Source organism: Clostridium brassicae (assembly GCF_026738875.1).
Taxonomy (GTDB): Bacteria; Bacillota; Clostridia; order Clostridiales; family Clostridiaceae; genus Clostridium_H; species Clostridium_H brassicae.
Window position 1 is genome coordinate 43206 of sequence record NZ_JAPQFJ010000001.1, and the last position, 17456, is coordinate 60661.

The window sequence follows — 17456 nt, forward strand, 5'->3', positions numbered from 1 at the left end:
TAAATCGAGGAGTGATTTAATGGATTTAAAAACGCTTTTAAATAAGGAACAATATGAAGCGGCAACTACTATAGAAGGTCCAGTACTTGTACTAGCAGGTGCAGGATCAGGTAAAACAAGGGTATTAACTTATAGAATTGCACATATGGTAGAAGATTTAAATATACCGCATTACAATATATTAGCTATAACTTTCACAAATAAAGCAGCTGGTGAAATGAAAGAAAGAATAAAAAAGCTAATCGATGTTAATGTAGACAGTATGTGGGTGTCTACTTTTCACTCATGTTGTGTTAGAATATTGAGAAGAGAGATAGACAAACTAGGATACAATAAAAATTTTGCAATATATGATAGTTCTGACCAAAAAACTTTAGTAAAGGAATGTATGAAAGAATTAAATATAAATGAAAAAGATATAGACGAGAAAGAAATAATAGGTAAAATAGGGAAGCAAAAAGATAGATTAATATCTGCAGAGGAATATAAAAAGCAAAATGAGAATGATTTTAGAAAGAACAAAATAGCTGATGCATATCTTTTATACCAAAAGAGATTAAAAAATAGTAATGCTTTAGATTTCGATGATTTGATTTTTAAAACAGTTGAATTGTTTAAAAAAAATCCAGATATTTTAAAATTTTATCAAAATAAGTTCAAATACATAATGGTAGATGAATATCAAGACACCAATAAAGCTCAGTATGAGTTAATTAAGATGTTAGCACAAGGACATAAAAATCTATTTGTTGTTGGTGATGATGATCAATGTATATATCAATGGAGAGGTGCTGATATAAGTAATATCCTAGATTTTGAAAAGGATTATCCAAATACTAAAGTTATAAAATTAGAACAGAATTATAGATCAAAGAGTAATATTTTAAATGCAGCAAATGGGGTTATAAAAAATAATGCTCAAAGGAAAAGTAAGGTTCTAAGGACAGAGAATCCCCCTGGGGAGAAAATAAAAATTTATAGAGCATTTTCAGATATAGATGAAGGTAACTTTGTTGTAAAGCAAATAAAAGAACTTATGGAAAAAGAAGATATGGATTTTAAGGATTTTGCAATATTGTATAGGACAAATGCTCAATCAAGAATTTTTGAAGATATTTTTATGAAAAGAAGTATACCCTATAGAATAATAGGTGGACAAAAGTTCTATGATAGAAAAGAAATTAAAGATATAATTGCTTACTTAAAGTTTATAAATAATCTTCAAGATGATATAAGTTTAAAGAGAATAATAAATGTTCCTAAAAGGGCTATAGGTGCTGCTACTGTATCTAAAATACAAGAATTTGCAAGTTATATGGATGAATGTATGTATAGTATCCTGTTAGAAGTAGAAAATATACCAGGACTTACAGCAAGGAATATTGCATCTATAAATAAATTTACAAGCCTTATAAATTCTTTTAATAGGACTAAGGATAATGTAAGTGTTTCCAAATTAATAGAAGAAATACTTGAAAGTACAGGGTATTTAAAACAATTAAAAGAATCTAAAAATATAGAGGATATGAGTAGAATAGAAAATATAAAGGAATTAGTGTCTGCAGCTGTAGAGTTTGAAAGTACTTCAGAGGATCAATCTTTATCGGCATTCTTAGAAAAGATAGCCTTAGTATCAGATATAGATAATTATACAGAAGATGCAGATACAGCTGTTTTAATGACTATTCATAGTGCTAAAGGATTAGAATTCCCAGTAGTATTTATGGTAGGTATGGAAAATGGAATTTTCCCAGGGACTCGCTCTATGGAAAATTTCAGTGAAATGGAAGAATCGAGAAGACTTTGTTATGTAGGTATAACAAGAGCTAAAGAAAAATTATATATGACATCGGCACAAAGTAGAATGGTTTTTGGTAGAAGTGTGTCTTACTCAGAATCGGATTTTATAAATGAAGTATCTATGAACTTGAGAGAAAGTATCCATCAAAATAAAAATGGAGCTATGAAAAATACTAATAAGTCATATGTAAGCAGTAATTTGAATTCACATTCATTAAGCAGCTTTTCAAACAATAAAGCAGAAAAAAAAATAAATTCTATTTTATCTCAGCAGTATTCTAATTCGAATAATGATAGTAATGATAAAAGAAAATTTGATTCAAATGAAATTACAATAGGAAGAAAAGTAAGACATGAAAAATTTGGAGTAGGCACTGTAGTAAGTGCTATTAAAACTTATGATGATGTTAAAATAACTATTGCTTTTGATAATATGGGAATAAAACAGCTTATGTTTAGTGTAGCACCAATCGAACTTCTTTAGAAGTTTTACTAAGTTTAGAGATTATGGGTTATAACTGTAAACTCTAAACTTATAAGTTGTAAAACGTAAATTATAGCTTGTAGATTATAAAGTGCAAACTAAGCGAGAGGGATGGTGATATTCACTAATGAAAGATATAAGACAAAAAATGGAAGTATTAGTTAAAGAATTAAATAAGTACGCCCATGAGTATTATACTTTAGATACTCCTTCTATTTCAGATAAGGAGTATGACAAAAAATATGATGAACTTGTGAATATGGAAAAAGAGTTAGGTATAATACTTCCTTATTCACCAACTCAAAGAGTTGGTGATGTTGTTCTGTCTCAGTTTAATAAATATACACACAAGGGTAAGTTGTGGAGTTTAGGCAAGGCTCAAAGTATGCAAGAAATTATAGAATGGCATAATAGAAATTTGAAAGCCATAGAAGATTATAATGCTAATAATGAAGAGAAATTACCTGAGGTAAAGTATATTTTAACAAAGAAGTTTGATGGGCTTACAATCAACTGTACATATAATAAGGAAGGAATTTTAATCAAGTCAGCTACAAGAGGAACAGGTGAAATTGGAGAGGATATAACTTCTCAAGCTAAAACTATAAAAACATTACCTTTAATTATTGATAATCAGGCTTTAATAGAGGTACATGGAGAAGCAATTATGACAAAAGAAGCGTTTGAGGAATATAATAAAGTATCAGAGACTCCATTAAAAAATTTAAGAAATGGTGCTGCTGGTGCTCTTAGAAATTTAAATGTAAAGGAAACAGCTAGAAGAAATTTGTCAGCCTTTTTTTATGATGTAGGATATAATGAAGGAAAAGATTTTAGCACTTATACTGAAATGTTGAAATTTATTAAAGACAAAGGGTTTCCAGTAGATGACTATATAAGAACTTGTTCTACAATTTATCAAATAGAAAAAGAGATTGAATATGTAGCAAGTATAAGACAAGATTTAAATTATGAAATAGATGGAGTAGTAATAGCAATTGATGATATTAAGACTCGTGATATATTAGGATATACTGTTAAATTTCCTAAATGGGCTATTGCCTATAAATTTGAAGCTGAAGAGGCAACTACAAAGCTTATAGATGTGGAATGGAATGTTGGTAGAAGCGGGAGAGTTAGTCCTACAGCTATATTAGAACCTGTCGAAATAGGTGGAGTTACTGTTAAAAGAGCAACATTAAATAATATGGATGACATAAATAGAAAAGGAGTAAAAATAGGAAGTAGAGTTTTTTTACGCCGATCTAATGATGTAATTCCTGAAATAATGGGTGTTGCAGAAGAGGCTGAAGAAACCATAGAAATACAGCAACCTAATGTCTGTCCTTATTGTGGAAGCGAGATAGTTCAGCAAGGAGTTCACTATTTCTGTGAAAACACACTTTCATGTAAACCCCAGCTTGTAAAGTCTATTGTTCATTTTGCAAGCAGGGAAGCTATGAATATTGCAGGATTTAGTGAAAAAACAGCTGAACAATTATTTGAGCAACTGCATATAAAATCTATTTCTGACTTATATAGAATAAATAAAGAAGAATTATTAAAGTTAGATAGGTTTGGTGAGAAGAAAGCTCAAAATTTAATAGATGCCATTGAAAAAAGTAAAAATTGTGATTTACCGTCTTTTGTATATTCATTAGGAATACCTAATGTAGGGAAAAAGACTAGTATAGACTTAGCTAAAAAATTCAAAAATTTATTTAATATAAGAAAAGCTGAATTTGAAGAGCTTATATCAGTGGAAGATATCGGTGATATCGTAGCGTATAGCATAATAGAATTTTTTAAGGATGAAAAAATAAATAAAAGTATAGATGAAATCTTAGAATTGGGAGTACAGCCTTATTATGAAGAAACAGTAATACAGGAAAATTTGCTTAATGGAAAGACTGTTGTAGTTACAGGTTCCCTAGAAAGTTTTTCACGAAGTGAAATAAAAGATAAGTTACAACAACTTGGAGCTAAGGTGTCAAGTAGCGTGAGTAAAAAAACAGATTATGTATTAGTTGGAAAAGATCCTGGCTCTAAATACAATAAAGCTTTAGAACTAGGGGTTAAAATTATAAATGAAGATGAATTTAAAGATATGGTAAAATAAAAATAGAAAAGAGGTAAGGGGTAAACGAAATGAAGAAGTTAATAGGTATATTGGCATGGATATCTGTAGTAATAACAAGTCTGTGTCTTATTCTCACAATGCTTTCTAGTTATTACATTGTAAATATACAATGCTTTAATAATTATTATTTATTTCAATGTAGCATTGCTGTGACAATGTTTCTTTGGAGCATAAAGCAGCTTCTTTTAAAAGATAAAGAATGGATAGATTCTATCATATGCATGCTTATGGGGTTTGTTACTATGTTTTTTATGTTTATGAAAGTATATTAGTAACAGATATATAAGTAAGATAAATTCACTAAATTAGAATTATAGGTTTAATATGAGATACAACTTATGGAAGTAAATAGAAATATTAGCATTAAGTAGATTTTGTATAACTAATTATATAAACTTTTGGAAAAGTGCCGTTTTGAACTGCCTTCTTGAATTAAACAGTTTCATTATTTTAACTGTCTACCTCAAGGGGAGCATATCATTTGTTCGGTACTTTTTCATTTTTCTATTAATATATTAGAATATAAATTCTTACTAAAAATCATATAATGTAAAGAATATTAATAAGGATGGGATAATTCATGTTAAAGGGGATTATTAACTTAATATATTTTAAATTTAGAAAAAAAGAGATTAAAAAAGCTCGGTATAGATTAAGGAGATTAAAAATAGGAACTATATTAAATATAATAATGAGAAATTGTAAGGAAAAACAAATCACATGCAATGTTATAGAGGAGAATAGATTAGAGTTGATAGTAGAACTTATAGGGAAAAAAGAAAAAGTACTATTAAAATATGATAGAAGAGACATGATTTTTCACGATGAATATTATAATTTTGTAGCTAATTTAAAGAAAATAGGAGTAGAAAAAGGAGTATACATAACATGTGGATTATTTGAAGGAAATATACATGGTAATAGAAATATTTTTCATAAACAAATTGCCCTTTATGACTATGCTTATTTTATAAAAAATCAATTAGGATTAAGAGGAAAAACCATAGATGTATTTCGAAATAGAAAAATAAATTTTTTTAGATACTTACCTAAATAACATAAATCCTCAAATTCTGTTTGATAATTTTCATCTAAATAATTATATTTAATTTGGCAAAAACTGCATTCATAATAATCTATTTGTCAACAATTAAACTTGTAGATGTACAGTTTTTGAATTATGGAAATTTGTGAAATAGAATTGTTTATTTTTAATAGTTGTTGTCAATAATTTAAGTGTAAGTAACTTAAATTAGAAATGGATGAGTTGATATATGAAAAAAGGTTTAAGTATATTTTTAGTTTTACTTATGTTTATGGGGAGTGGATGTATCCAAAAAAAACAAGTAAATACAAAAGAAATTAGAGATTATATAATATATAATCTAGGTAAAATGCCAGAAGACTTGACCATGCTAAAAAGTAATAATCTAAGAGACGAGGATTTATTACTTTGTTTATTTGAAGGATTAGTTTCTACAAATGAAAAAGGAGAAATAGTACCTGGATTAGCTTCGGAGTGGAAGATAAGTGATGATAAACTATCATATACTTTTAAAATAAGAAACAATGCTAAATGGAGTGATGGAAGTAGTATAACAACAGAAGATTTTATTGAGTTTTTCAAGGAGTTATTAAAATCTAATGAAAATATATATAAACAACAGCTATACTGTATTTTTGGAGCTAAAGATTATGCTGATAATAAAATTGACTTTAATGAAGTAGCTATTATTGAAAAAGATAATGAAACTTTGGAAATAAGACTAAATTATCCTTGTACGTACTTTTTAAATATGCTAAGCAAACCTATGTATGCTCTTAAGAAAAATCTCACCTCTTTCAAAAACTGGAAAAACAATTATTCCAATATAGTTTACTCAGGACCTTTTAATATAAAAAATATCTCTACAAATATGGATATAGAATTATCTAAAAATGAAATGTATTGGGATAAGGACAATGTACCTAGTTCTAAAATCGTTATAAAAAATGAAGAATCAAGTGCTTTAGCATTAGCTAATTATAAATGGGATGAAACTGACATAATTTTAAATCCTCCGGCAAATGAAATCAAGGAAAGTATAGAAGATAATGAGATAATAAGTTTTACATCAATTAATGGAATTAGCTTAAATTTTAATTTAAAAAAACAAGGAATCTCAAGAGATATAAATTTTAGAAAATCTATAAACTATTGTATTGATAGAGAAGAAATTTCAAAGAAAATATTAGGACAAGAAGCTCAAAAATTTATTGAAAGTGGGGCAAATGATAAAATATTTTTTGATAAACATAAGGATTTGATCAAGGCAAAAGATTTCTTAAATAAAAGTACTTATAAAGGGGAAAAGATTAGAATAGCTTATTTAAATACATTAGAAAACAGCAAAAAAATTATTGAAGATATTGAAAAATCATTAGGAAAGGCGAGTATTAAGACTTACATAGAAGAATGTGATAATGAAAGATTTAATCAAATAATAAAAGATGGTGATTATGATATTGTAGTTACCGAGTATTTATCAGAGAATAGTTATCCATTAGCTTTTTTAGAAAAGTGGACTACTAATTCTACCACAAACATATTTGGATATACTAACTGGAATTATGATAATTTGATATTGAAAACCAAGATAACATCAGATAGTGAAAGTGCCAAAAAGCTTTTAAATTCTGCACAGGATGTACTTTATGAAGACATACCTTTTATGCCTATATGTTTTTTTAAAAATACAGTATGTAAAAAAGAAACTGTAGAAGGAGTAGAAATAAATAAAAGAGGAAATGTTTTGCTTAAAAAGGCCTATTTAAATAAGGAAAATAATAACTAGGCTTATACTTTAAAAAAACATTGATTTTATATAATATGAAAAACAATATTAAAATAAAATAATTAAAATCTCTTACTAAGGAAACTATAATGGAAGATTTCAAGTAAGAGATTTTAGTTGTTAAATCAAGTTTGTTTTTCTTTATTGTTAGGTACAAAATAAGCACAGTCTAGGTTGCTAATGCTAACTTTAGAAAGAGAAGTAATATTAGTAAAAGTGCATTGGCCATTTTTACAATAAAGACAGTTTTCCGAACAATTAATGTTGGTTAGAGTATTATCTATATTGTTAATAAATTTAAGCAACCTCCTTTTATAAGTATTTGTTTTAGTAAATAGTTTAAGCAATTTTATGTATTTATATACTCTGGTAGCTATTAAGTTGCCCTATAATTAATAAGATAAGTAAACTAAAAATTAATTTATATTTATTTCCCTAACATAAATTATAAGGCAACTTATTTATACTAGATTTATAATTGTAAAATAGTCTTATTTTAAGTGATTATTTAATAAGTAGATTATTAAGAAAAATAGTTCTAAATTTTTTCTACTGTCAAAGGTAGATTTACTAGGTTTAAAAATATGTTTATTTTTATCATAAGAAATTGATTTTACAAAAACAGAAGGAAGCTCGTTTGCATTAGGGGTTGCTATTGTAGGCATTTTAAAATATTGTTCATCTAATAAATTTTCAGGTTTTTCTATAAAATTCTTATATCGCTCAATATTGTCTAAAGTAGGGACTTCTGGCCAGCTCAATATTATTCCTGAGTCAATTAATTGCTTTGTATAAACATGCATAATTATGTCAGAATTATCTTCGTCATTGATGTGATTTTCATATATATTGGTAAGAATATATAATATAATTTCTTTACAAGAAAAAATTATTTCTTTTTCCTCAGTGTGTTTTACGAAAATTGACGAATTTTCATCGTAGTATTTTTTTAAAACATTATATAAATTTTTAGCAATTTCTCGGAATTTATATATATTAGTATGATTATAAATTAGTATTGAATTTAGGTATAGTAAGCATAAATCGGATATATTTTTAGTTTCAGATATGTTGGTATTATAGTTTTCATATAAGAGGTCAAATATATCTATTATTAGTGATTTGACTTCTTCTATGCCGGAATAAGTATAGAATATGTTTAGATTAAGACATAGCTTACATTGTTCATCAAAAGAGATAGTATAAAGTTCTTCTTTAAAATCTAGAAACATAGTTAATATGTCCTTAGAAAAATTTTTATAAGAATCTTGATTTTTTTCATCTAGATAAGTAGAGCACTTGTAGTACGCATTCATTAAAAGCGATTGGTCTGAAAATTTAAAGGACTTATTTTTATCTTTAAATTTAATTTTCCCGCTTATAGGGTCTGTACAATCCTTTTTGTCAACAAATACACCCTCTTCATTTCTTAAGTAGGCAGCATAAAAATCTAATTGAGTTTTAGCTATGTTTGTATATATGTTACTTAAATAGTACTTGTTAGTGTCCATATCTTTGAATTGTTTATAATAGTCAATGAGTTCTAAAAGACATAAAGTCATATAAGCGTTACTGGAAACATATATATCCTTTTTAAATTTATCTTCTATCCAATGCAATTTATCATCTTTATTTTTTAAGGAAGCTTTAGACTTTTTGTATATGCATAATAGTGGAGAATTGAAGTCTATTGTGTTAATATCAATATTATCAATAGTTCTTAAATTTATTTCATCTAAATTAGTTGTGATTCCACATTTAGAATATAAAACGATATCCCTTATGGACTCTTTTGTGAGATGGAACAATTGAGATTTAACTTGATCTATATTTAATTTATTCATTCGTAGAAAAGGTCCTATATATCTTAACATAAATACACCACCATAAATTAATCCTTATATAAATAATATGTGAATAAATATTAAAATGTGATAGATTTTAAAATTAAATGAAATATTTTTATTTAATTTTTAATAATTTTTTTATATAGTTATTATGAATGGATTTTAATACGAAAGTAAAAAATCACTTCTAAGGGAGAAAGAGAGGTTAAATTATGAAAAAACTTATAGTTGCTAGTAATAATGAACACAAGATTATGGAGATAAGAGAAATCCTGAAAAGTTTTCCTATTGAAATCATTTCGTTAAAAGAAGCGGGAATATATATAGATATTGATGAAAATGGCAGTACATTTATGGAAAATGCACATATAAAAGCCACTGAAATATATAAGAGAGTTAAGGATTGCATGGTTATGGCAGATGATTCTGGACTTATGGTAGAAGTACTTGGAGGGGAACCGGGTGTATATTCAGCTAGGTATAGTGGAGAGCATGGAAATGATAAAAAGAACAATGAGAAGTTACTAAGAAAATTAAAAGGAATGAATATAGAAGAAAAAAAAGCAAAATTTGTTTGTGCTGTAGAATTAATTTTTGATAATAATAATATTATAAATGTGCAAGGAGAAGTATCAGGGTATATAATTGAAGAGGAAAGAGGGAAAGATGGATTCGGATATGATCCAATATTTTATGTACCACAGTTTAAAAAAACATTTGCAGAAATGACTTCACAAGAAAAAAATTCTATTAGTCATAGAGGAAAAGCCTTGAAAATTCTTCAAGAAAAACTCAAGGAACTGATTTAAGGAGGAAAAGCTTTTGCGGATAGGAGTTGTTAGTGATACCCATAGGGACAAGACAATCTTACCAATGGTTGTTAAATCTTTAGAAGATGTAGATTTAATTATACATCTTGGAGATAATGTACAAGATGTTGAAGAAATAAAAAAAATTTATAAAAAAAATATAATAAATGTTAAAGGTAATTGTGATTTTGGAAATAAGTGTCCAGAAGAAATTTTCAAAGAAATTGAGGGAGTTAAATTTTTTATTACTCATGGACATAAATATGATGTTAAATATAATATTTTAAATTTAAAATATAGAGCAGAAGAATTAGGTGCCGATGTAGCGTTATTTGGTCATACGCATCTTTCTGGTATAGAATATGAGAACGGTATTTGGTTCGTTAATCCAGGAAGTCCAAGTGTCCCCAGAGACAGGTATAGGAGTGTTGGACTTATTAATATAAATGATGGAAAAATAACTGCTGAGATTAAATTATTATAAAATAAAAAAAAAATCTAAAAACTATTGACGGATTTAAAAATATAGTGTAGAATAATCCATGTCGCTGAGGAACAAAGTAAAATTAATAAGAATAAACTTGTTGATTAATTGTTTGAATTTCTCACACGTGGACAACGGGGTATAGCGCAGATGGTAGCGCGCGTGGTTTGGGACCATGAGGCCGCGGGTTCGAGCCCTGCTACCCCGACCAATATATGCGGGTATGGTTCAATGGTAGAACGTCAGCCTTCCAAGCTGAACACAGGGGTTCGATTCCCCTTACCCGCTCCAATAAGCGTCTTTAGCTCAGCTGGATAGAGCAACGCCCTTCTAAGGCGTGGGCCAGGAGTTCGAATCTCTTAAGACGCACCATATGGTGGACGTAGTTCAGTTGGTAGAGCGCCAGATTGTGGTTCTGGTTGTCGAGGGTTCGAGTCCCTTCGTCCACCCCAGTTTTGGGATGTCGCCAAGCGGTAAGGCATAGCACTTTGACTGCTACATGCGTAGGTTCGAATCCTGCCATCCCAGCCATTTTGATTCACTAGCTCAGTCGGTAGAGCACTTGACTTTTAATCAAGTTGTCCGGGGTTCGATTCCCCGGTGGATCACCATTTTATACAATACATGCAGGTGTGGCGGAATTGGCAGACGCACTAGACTTAGGATCTAGCGCCTTTGGCGTGGGGGTTCGACTCCCTTCACCTGCACCAATTATGCGGGAGTGGCTCAGTGGTAGAGCGTCACCTTGCCAAGGTGAACGTCGCGAGTTCGAATCTCGTCTTCCGCTCCAATATGCGGGTATGGTTCAATGGTAGAACGTCAGCCTTCCAAGCTGAACACAGGGGTTCGATTCCCCTTACCCGCTCCACAAGCGTCTTTAGCTCAGCTGGATAGAGCAACGCCCTTCTAAGGCGTGGGCCAGGAGTTCGAATCTCTTAAGACGCACCATTTAATTTAAATAGTTATCGATAATGTGCGCGATTAGCTCAGTTGGCTAGAGCATCTGACTCTTAATCAGAGGGCCCAGGGTTCGAGTCCCTGATCGCGTACCATAGCAACGGGGTATAGCGCAGATGGTAGCGCGCGTGGTTTGGGACCATGAGGCCGCGGGTTCGAGCCCTGCTACCCCGACCATTTAAAAAAGATACTATAAATAAGCTATGCGGGAGTGGCTCAGTGGTAGAGCGTCACCTTGCCAAGGTGAACGTCGCGAGTTCGAATCTCGTCTTCCGCTCCAATATGCGGGTATGGTTCAATGGTAGAACGTCAGCCTTCCAAGCTGAACACAGGGGTTCGATTCCCCTTACCCGCTCCAATAAGCGTCTTTAGCTCAGCTGGATAGAGCAACGCCCTTCTAAGGCGTGGGCCAGGAGTTCGAATCTCTTAAGACGCACCATTTAAATTTAAATAGTTATTGATAATGTGCGCGATTAGCTCAGTTGGCTAGAGCATCTGACTCTTAATCAGAGGGCCCAGGGTTCGAGTCCCTGATCGCGTACCATATGGTGGACGTAGTTCAGTTGGTAGAGCGCCAGATTGTGGTTCTGGTTGTCGAGGGTTCGAGTCCCTTCGTCCACCCCAGTTTTGGGATGTCGCCAAGCGGTAAGGCATAGCACTTTGACTGCTACATGCGTAGGTTCGAATCCTGCCATCCCAGCCATTTTGATTCACTAGCTCAGTCGGTAGAGCACTTGACTTTTAATCAAGTTGTCCGGGGTTCGATTCCCCGGTGGATCACCAAATTGTATATGAACATGCGGGTATGGTTCAATGGTAGAACGTCAGCCTTCCAAGCTGAACACAGGGGTTCGATTCCCCTTACCCGCTCCATTTTTATTTTTTGGATTTTTAGCGCCCATAGCTCAGCTGGATAGAGTGGCAGACTTCGAATCTGACGGTCGTGGGTTCAAATCCCGCTGGGCGCACCATTTAAAGGCTTTCCATATTGAAGAAGGTCTTTTTTAATATGAAGAAATATATAAATGGCAAACTAAATTTTAGGTTTTAGAAACTAAAAAAGGCATAATATGTTTACTATAGATTTAATTTTGTATATAATTTAGTAAAGACTAAATTATATAAGGGGGTTAATTCATGAAATTAGTTGATATTATGAACACCAATGTAATACACATAGGTTATAAAGATACCATAAAAACTGCGTTAGGCATAATGACGAGTAATAAAATCAATGGTGCTCCTGTGGTAGATGAAAATAAAACTTTGTTAGGCATAATAGTAAAGGCTGATATATATAGATTTTTGAATTATGAGGGACATTACGATACATATCCAGTAGAAAATATAATGAATAGAGAAGTTGTTACTTGCAGTGAAAACGATACTATAATAGATGTGGCTAAGAGAGTTAGAGAAAATGATGTTATAGCTCTACCAGTAGTTGATGAAAATTTTAAAGTTAAGGGTATTGTAAGTATTGAGGATTTACTAGACTATTTTATAAAAAATAATGAATAAGCTTCATTAACCTATTCATTTTATGTAGTATCCTATTAATTTTTAAGAATATAACAGTAATAGTTAGAAATAATTTAATAATATATAACAGAAAAGCTAATTAGCTAAAAAGCTAGTTAGCTTTTCTGTTATATGATCATATAAAGCTAGGCTATTTTTTATAATTATTTTTATTTATGAATTATGGAGAAGGTTATGGAAATATAATAATTATTAGTAAAAGAACTATTGACTCTCCACTTAGGGGACGGGTTATTATTAATATATAAACTCAATATGTGCACATATGGGAGAGGTAAAAATGTTCAAAATAGGAGAATTTGCTAAATTAAATAAAATATCTGTAAAAACTTTAAGATACTATGATGAACTTGGAATTCTAAGACCTGCAAAAATTGATGATGAAACAGGATATAGATATTATTCTGCGAAGCAACTACCGAGATTAAATAAAATAATAGCTTTAAAAAATTTAAGTTTTTCTCTAAGTGAAATTTCTAAAATACTTCAAAGTGATTTATCTGTAAACATTGTAACTTCTATGTTATATAAGAAGAAACAAGAGATTATGCAGAATATAAAACTAGAAAAAGTTAGATTGGTAAAGGTAGAGAGACTTATAAATAGCATTAAGGAGGATGATGATTTGATGTTAAAATATGATGTAGTGCTAAAAAAATTGGAAAGAAAAAAGGTAGCTTCTATAAGGGATATAATAGGAGACTATTCAAAACAGCATAATTTATGGATAGAATTAATGGGATATTTACAAAGTAATAATGCTAAGATAGTTGCTCCAAGTATGTCTGTATATTATGATCCAGGGCACAAAGAAAATGATGTTGATATTGAGGTTATGAGTTGTATAGGAAATGATATTCAAGAGACAGATAGAATAAAAATAAAAGAACTTTCAGAGGTTGAAAATGCAGCTTGCCTAATACACAAAGGGCCTTATGAAGAATTTAATATTTCTTATAATGTTTTACTTAAGTGGATTGAAGAAAATGGATATAGGATTGCAGGACCTAATAGAGAATTATATTTAGAAGGGGAGCGTTCAACAGATAATCCACAAGAATATATAACGGAAATCCAAATACCTGTTGAAAAAAATTAATGTATTAATAAAGAGAAGCCTTGATTTTAGGCTTCTTTTTATATTTTATATGCAGAATAAGTAACGGTTACATAACGAAGTTTAATGTAGTAACAAAACATAGTTAATAGTAATAAAATAATTGGGAAGGAGATGATTTTTATGAAGATAGCTGTAAGAGGTGGACATAATCCGCAAGCTACAGGGGCTAGTGCTTTAATAGATGAATTGACAGAAGATAGAAAAGTTTATCCTTCTGTAATAAAATATCTCAAAATGTTGGGACACGATGTACTAGATGTGACACCAGGACCTATGAATAGAAACTCTGATTTGCCATATGGGGTAAATAGGGCGAAAACATGGGGCGCAGAGCTATTTATATCTATACATTTTAATAAAGCATATAACAGGTATAAAGGTGAGTTAGGAACGGAGGCATGGTTAAACTTAAATAATGGCACAACAAGTACAATAGCAACCAAAATAACCAATAATATAGCAAAATTAGGATTTAGGAATAGAGGAATAAAGGATGGTATGTCGAGAGGGTTATATGAAATAAAACGTAATTCTATACCATCAATAATTGTGGAAGTATGCTTTGTAGAAGCTACAAAAGATGTTGAGTTATATAAAAAATTAGGTTCAGATGTAATAGGTAAAGTTATAGCGGAAGGTGTGGGTAAAAATACTGTAAATAATAAAGCTACATCTGAGAATATTGAGAGTAAATTTAAGCATTTACCATTAAAATGTAATGAAGATGTTATAGCTTGGGCAAAAGAAGTGAAGAGATTTAAGAAAGGTGATAAATTAACAGCTATAGATGAAATAACTAATTATTATAGGTTAGACTTAGAGAAAGGGGCATGGATACACAAAGATGATGTAGAAGTCAAAGGAAATTTAGATGAACCTTATGAGAAAAGAAAAAAACTAGAGGTTATACAAGATGATATTATATGTTGGGCTAATGAAGTAAAAGCTTTTAAAAAGGGAGATTTTATTACAGCTATAGATGAGATAACATATTATTATCAACTAGATATTAATGGTGAAAAAGCATGGGTCCGAAAGGATAAGGTTAAGACAAGATAATATTGCTCTGGGAGTTTTCCCAGAGCAATATTATTTTATACTTATTTAACGATTACTATATTTGGAAACTTAAGTATTGTTATGATATTAGATAAGAGGTTTTAAAATGAAACCCAAAAGAGAAAAATCAATATAGTATGGATACAATTGACTAAAACCATATATTATAATTATAATTCAATTATATCCTCTAGGTGAAATAAATGTAAATCATAATTAACAAATAAGATTTAAAGTAGTTCTGTGGTATATATATTTTAAATTATAAAGATAAATTGTTATGAACTTAATAATATAATATGGTTTACATGAAAATAAGAATGTTTAAAAGTAGCTTATTATAAACAGGATTCTTAGGAGGTCTACTCCTTAGAGGTCATTATCTAGGGTCTCGTACCATTCTTTATTGCCACTTTAAAGAAGATGGAGGATTAGAATGGTTAGACATCGGATAAAATACAAAAGGAAAAGGGGTTTTGTAAATGAAAGAATTTAAATATGTTTTTGGTCCAGTACCGTCAAGACGATTAGGGCTTTCAGTAGGAGTTAGTCCTATTCCGAGAAAATGTTGTAATTATTCTTGTGCCTACTGTCAACTTGGAAGAACTGACAAAATGACAAACAATATTGATGAGTTTTTTAGTGTTTCTGATATATTAGATGAATTCAAAGATTACATAAAAGATGATTTGAATTTTGATGTTGTAACAGTTGTTGGAGAAGGAGAACCTACTTTATATTCAAAATTAGGCGAATTAGTGCTAGAACTTAAAAAAGTAACATCTAAACCAGTTGTAGTAATTACAAATGCCTCAATTTTATATGAACAAAAAGTTCAAGATAATCTTATGAATGTAGATATAGTTATGCCTTCTCTTGATGCCTATGATGAAAATTCATTTAAAAAGATAAATAGACCTTATGGAAAACTTCATTTTAAAGATGTATATGAAGGGTTAGTTAATTTTTCAAAAAAATATAAAGGTGAATTATGGTTGGAAACAATGTTAATTAAAGATGTTAATGATCATGAAAAAGATTTAGTGAGAATGAAAGAATTAATAGATAAAATAGAATATAGTAGACTTTACATAAATACTCCTGTTAGACCTCCAGCAGAAGAATGGGTAAGTCAAATATCTAAAGAATCAATGAAATTAGCAGTTGATATATTAGGCGGAATATCTATAGATATGTTAAATTCAGAAGGATTTTTTAGTGAAATAAAAGATGATTATGAAGCTATATTAAGTATTATAAGAAGACATCCAATGAACCAGTATGAAATAAAAAACTTTCTAGAATCGAGAGGTTGTACTTGTATTGAAAATATCTTTAAAAAATTAGAAAAAGATGATAATATTCAATTAGTGGAGTACAAAGGATATAGTACATATAGACTAAACGTATGAAGGATGTGTTAATATGATAAGACCTGTTAAAAGAGTTGCTGCAATTCATGACTTATCTGGATTTGGAAGAGCTTCATTGTGTGCTATTACACCAGTTTTATCAACTATGGGAGTACAAGTATGTCCTCTTCCAACGGCGATTTTATCAACTCATACAGGAGGATTTGAAGATTTTAGTTTTATAGATTTAACAGATTCAATGGAGACTTATATGGAGCATTGGAGAAAACTTCAAATAGAGTTTGATTGTATTTATAGTGGATTTTTAGGGTCTAGTAAGCAAATAGAAATAGTTTCAAAGTTTATTGATATATTCGGTAAGGAAGATAATTTGATTGTTATAGATCCAGTTATGGCTGATAATGGTGAACTATATAGTACTATGGATATAAGTATGGTAGAAAATATGAAAAAATTAATTGGAAAAGCCGATATTATAACACCTAACTTTACAGAAGCAGCTTATCTTTTGAATAAAGATTATAAAAGTAATATAACGGATAGAGAAGTGAAGGAGTGGCTTGTAAGTTTATCAGATATGGGTCCTGAGGTAGTTATAATAACAAGTGTACCAGATAGTCAGCTACATAAGGATACAAGTGTTGTTGCTTATGATAGAATAAATAATAAGTTTTGGAAAGTTAGCTGTAGATATATTCCAGCTCATTTTCCAGGAACCGGAGATATATTTACTAGTGTAATTGTTGGGAGCTTGCTTCAGGGAGATAGTTTACCTATTGCTTTAGATAGAGGGGTTCAATTTATAACAGCTTGTATTAAAGCTAGTTATGGATTTGAATATCCGCAAAGAGAAGGAGTATTATTAGAGAGAGTATTAGAAAATTTAAAAATGCCTGTTGTAGTAAGTGGTTATGAATTAATGGAATAAAATTAGAATGAAGGTGCCTATATAAATAGGTGCCTTTTTATATGTAAATAAAAATATTTTTAGATTCTATTTTATGAAT

13 protein-coding genes and 21 tRNA genes are annotated in these 17456 nt (G+C 30.0%); 33 read left to right on the top strand and 1 reads right to left on the bottom strand.

Annotation, left to right across the window (positions count from 1 at the left end):
- Positions 1-19 precede the first annotated feature (19 nt).
- The 5 genes from pcrA (at position 20) to OW729_RS00200 (ending at position 7258) form a co-directional block, all read left to right on the top strand.
- Positions 20-2284, top strand: coding sequence for a DNA helicase PcrA (gene pcrA, locus OW729_RS00180; RefSeq protein ID WP_268059393.1), 2265 nt, complete (start codon positions 20-22; stop codon positions 2282-2284).
- A 127-nt stretch (positions 2285-2411) separates the two neighbouring features.
- Complete coding sequence (ligA, locus tag OW729_RS00185) at positions 2412-4403, top strand: NAD-dependent DNA ligase LigA (RefSeq protein WP_268059394.1); 1992 nt, start codon at positions 2412-2414, stop codon at positions 4401-4403.
- Positions 4404-4432: 29 nt separating this feature from the next.
- The gene (locus OW729_RS00190; RefSeq protein ID WP_268059395.1) at positions 4433-4696 is read left to right on the top strand and encodes a hypothetical protein; all 264 of its coding nucleotides are present in this window, start codon (positions 4433-4435) and stop codon (positions 4694-4696) included.
- A gap of 308 nt (positions 4697-5004) precedes the next feature.
- Positions 5005-5481: a hypothetical protein gene (locus tag OW729_RS00195; protein ID WP_268059396.1), complete on the top strand. Its 477-nt coding sequence runs from the start codon at positions 5005-5007 to the stop codon at positions 5479-5481.
- Positions 5482-5698: 217 nt separating this feature from the next.
- Complete coding sequence (locus OW729_RS00200; protein ID WP_268059397.1) at positions 5699-7258, top strand: peptide ABC transporter substrate-binding protein; 1560 nt, start codon at positions 5699-5701, stop codon at positions 7256-7258.
- A gap of 491 nt (positions 7259-7749) precedes the next feature.
- On the opposite strand, the gene OW729_RS00205 is transcribed toward OW729_RS00200, so the two are convergent.
- Complete coding sequence (locus tag OW729_RS00205; RefSeq protein WP_268059398.1) at positions 7750-9132, bottom strand: hypothetical protein; 1383 nt, start codon at positions 9130-9132, stop codon at positions 7750-7752.
- A 185-nt stretch (positions 9133-9317) separates the two neighbouring features.
- On the opposite strand from OW729_RS00205, the gene OW729_RS00210 reads away from it, so the two are divergent.
- The 28 genes from OW729_RS00210 (at position 9318) to OW729_RS00345 (ending at position 17377) form a co-directional block, all read left to right on the top strand.
- On the top strand, positions 9318-9914 hold the full coding sequence (locus tag OW729_RS00210; RefSeq protein WP_268059399.1) for an XTP/dITP diphosphatase: 597 nt from the start codon (positions 9318-9320) through the stop codon (positions 9912-9914).
- 13 nt (positions 9915-9927) lie between these two features.
- Complete coding sequence (locus OW729_RS00215) at positions 9928-10398, top strand: metallophosphoesterase (RefSeq protein ID WP_268059400.1); 471 nt, start codon at positions 9928-9930, stop codon at positions 10396-10398.
- A 135-nt stretch (positions 10399-10533) separates the two neighbouring features.
- Positions 10534-10609 (top strand) — tRNA-Pro (locus tag OW729_RS00220).
- A gap of 6 nt (positions 10610-10615) precedes the next feature.
- Positions 10616-10689: transfer RNA gene (locus tag OW729_RS00225), tRNA-Gly, on the top strand.
- Between the two features lie 4 nt (positions 10690-10693).
- A tRNA-Arg gene (locus OW729_RS00230) sits at positions 10694-10770 on the top strand.
- A 4-nt stretch (positions 10771-10774) separates the two neighbouring features.
- Positions 10775-10850, top strand: a tRNA-His gene (locus OW729_RS00235).
- 4 nt (positions 10851-10854) lie between these two features.
- Positions 10855-10929: transfer RNA gene (locus OW729_RS00240), tRNA-Gln, on the top strand.
- A 4-nt stretch (positions 10930-10933) separates the two neighbouring features.
- A tRNA-Lys gene (locus tag OW729_RS00245) sits at positions 10934-11009 on the top strand.
- 15 nt (positions 11010-11024) lie between these two features.
- Positions 11025-11108: transfer RNA gene (locus tag OW729_RS00250), tRNA-Leu, on the top strand.
- Positions 11109-11113: 5 nt separating this feature from the next.
- Positions 11114-11188 (top strand) — tRNA-Gly (locus tag OW729_RS00255).
- Positions 11189-11192: 4 nt separating this feature from the next.
- A tRNA-Gly gene (locus OW729_RS00260) sits at positions 11193-11266 on the top strand.
- Between the two features lie 3 nt (positions 11267-11269).
- Positions 11270-11346, top strand: a tRNA-Arg gene (locus tag OW729_RS00265).
- A gap of 27 nt (positions 11347-11373) precedes the next feature.
- A tRNA-Lys gene (locus OW729_RS00270) sits at positions 11374-11450 on the top strand.
- A 6-nt stretch (positions 11451-11456) separates the two neighbouring features.
- Positions 11457-11532 (top strand) — tRNA-Pro (locus OW729_RS00275).
- Positions 11533-11560: 28 nt separating this feature from the next.
- Positions 11561-11635, top strand: a tRNA-Gly gene (locus tag OW729_RS00280).
- 4 nt (positions 11636-11639) lie between these two features.
- A tRNA-Gly gene (locus OW729_RS00285) sits at positions 11640-11713 on the top strand.
- A 4-nt stretch (positions 11714-11717) separates the two neighbouring features.
- Positions 11718-11794, top strand: a tRNA-Arg gene (locus tag OW729_RS00290).
- 28 nt (positions 11795-11822) lie between these two features.
- A tRNA-Lys gene (locus OW729_RS00295) sits at positions 11823-11899 on the top strand.
- A 4-nt stretch (positions 11900-11903) separates the two neighbouring features.
- Positions 11904-11979, top strand: a tRNA-His gene (locus OW729_RS00300).
- A gap of 4 nt (positions 11980-11983) precedes the next feature.
- Positions 11984-12058: transfer RNA gene (locus tag OW729_RS00305), tRNA-Gln, on the top strand.
- A gap of 4 nt (positions 12059-12062) precedes the next feature.
- Positions 12063-12138: transfer RNA gene (locus tag OW729_RS00310), tRNA-Lys, on the top strand.
- Positions 12139-12154: 16 nt separating this feature from the next.
- Positions 12155-12228, top strand: a tRNA-Gly gene (locus OW729_RS00315).
- Positions 12229-12249: 21 nt separating this feature from the next.
- Positions 12250-12326, top strand: a tRNA-Arg gene (locus OW729_RS00320).
- A gap of 166 nt (positions 12327-12492) precedes the next feature.
- Positions 12493-12876, top strand: coding sequence for a CBS domain-containing protein (locus OW729_RS00325; protein ID WP_268059401.1), 384 nt, complete (start codon positions 12493-12495; stop codon positions 12874-12876).
- Between the two features lie 301 nt (positions 12877-13177).
- Positions 13178-13996 (top strand): MerR family transcriptional regulator, encoded by an 819-nt coding sequence (locus OW729_RS00330; RefSeq protein ID WP_268059402.1) that lies wholly within the window; start codon positions 13178-13180, stop codon positions 13994-13996.
- Positions 13997-14137: 141 nt separating this feature from the next.
- On the top strand, positions 14138-15076 hold the full coding sequence (locus OW729_RS00335) for an N-acetylmuramoyl-L-alanine amidase (protein ID WP_268059403.1): 939 nt from the start codon (positions 14138-14140) through the stop codon (positions 15074-15076).
- Positions 15077-15558: 482 nt separating this feature from the next.
- Entirely contained in the window at positions 15559-16488 is a 930-nt protein-coding gene (locus tag OW729_RS00340) for a radical SAM protein (RefSeq protein ID WP_268059404.1), read from the top strand.
- A gap of 13 nt (positions 16489-16501) precedes the next feature.
- Positions 16502-17377: a pyridoxamine kinase gene (locus OW729_RS00345; RefSeq protein WP_268059405.1), complete on the top strand. Its 876-nt coding sequence runs from the start codon at positions 16502-16504 to the stop codon at positions 17375-17377.
- The last annotated feature ends 79 nt before the right edge of the window (positions 17378-17456 follow it).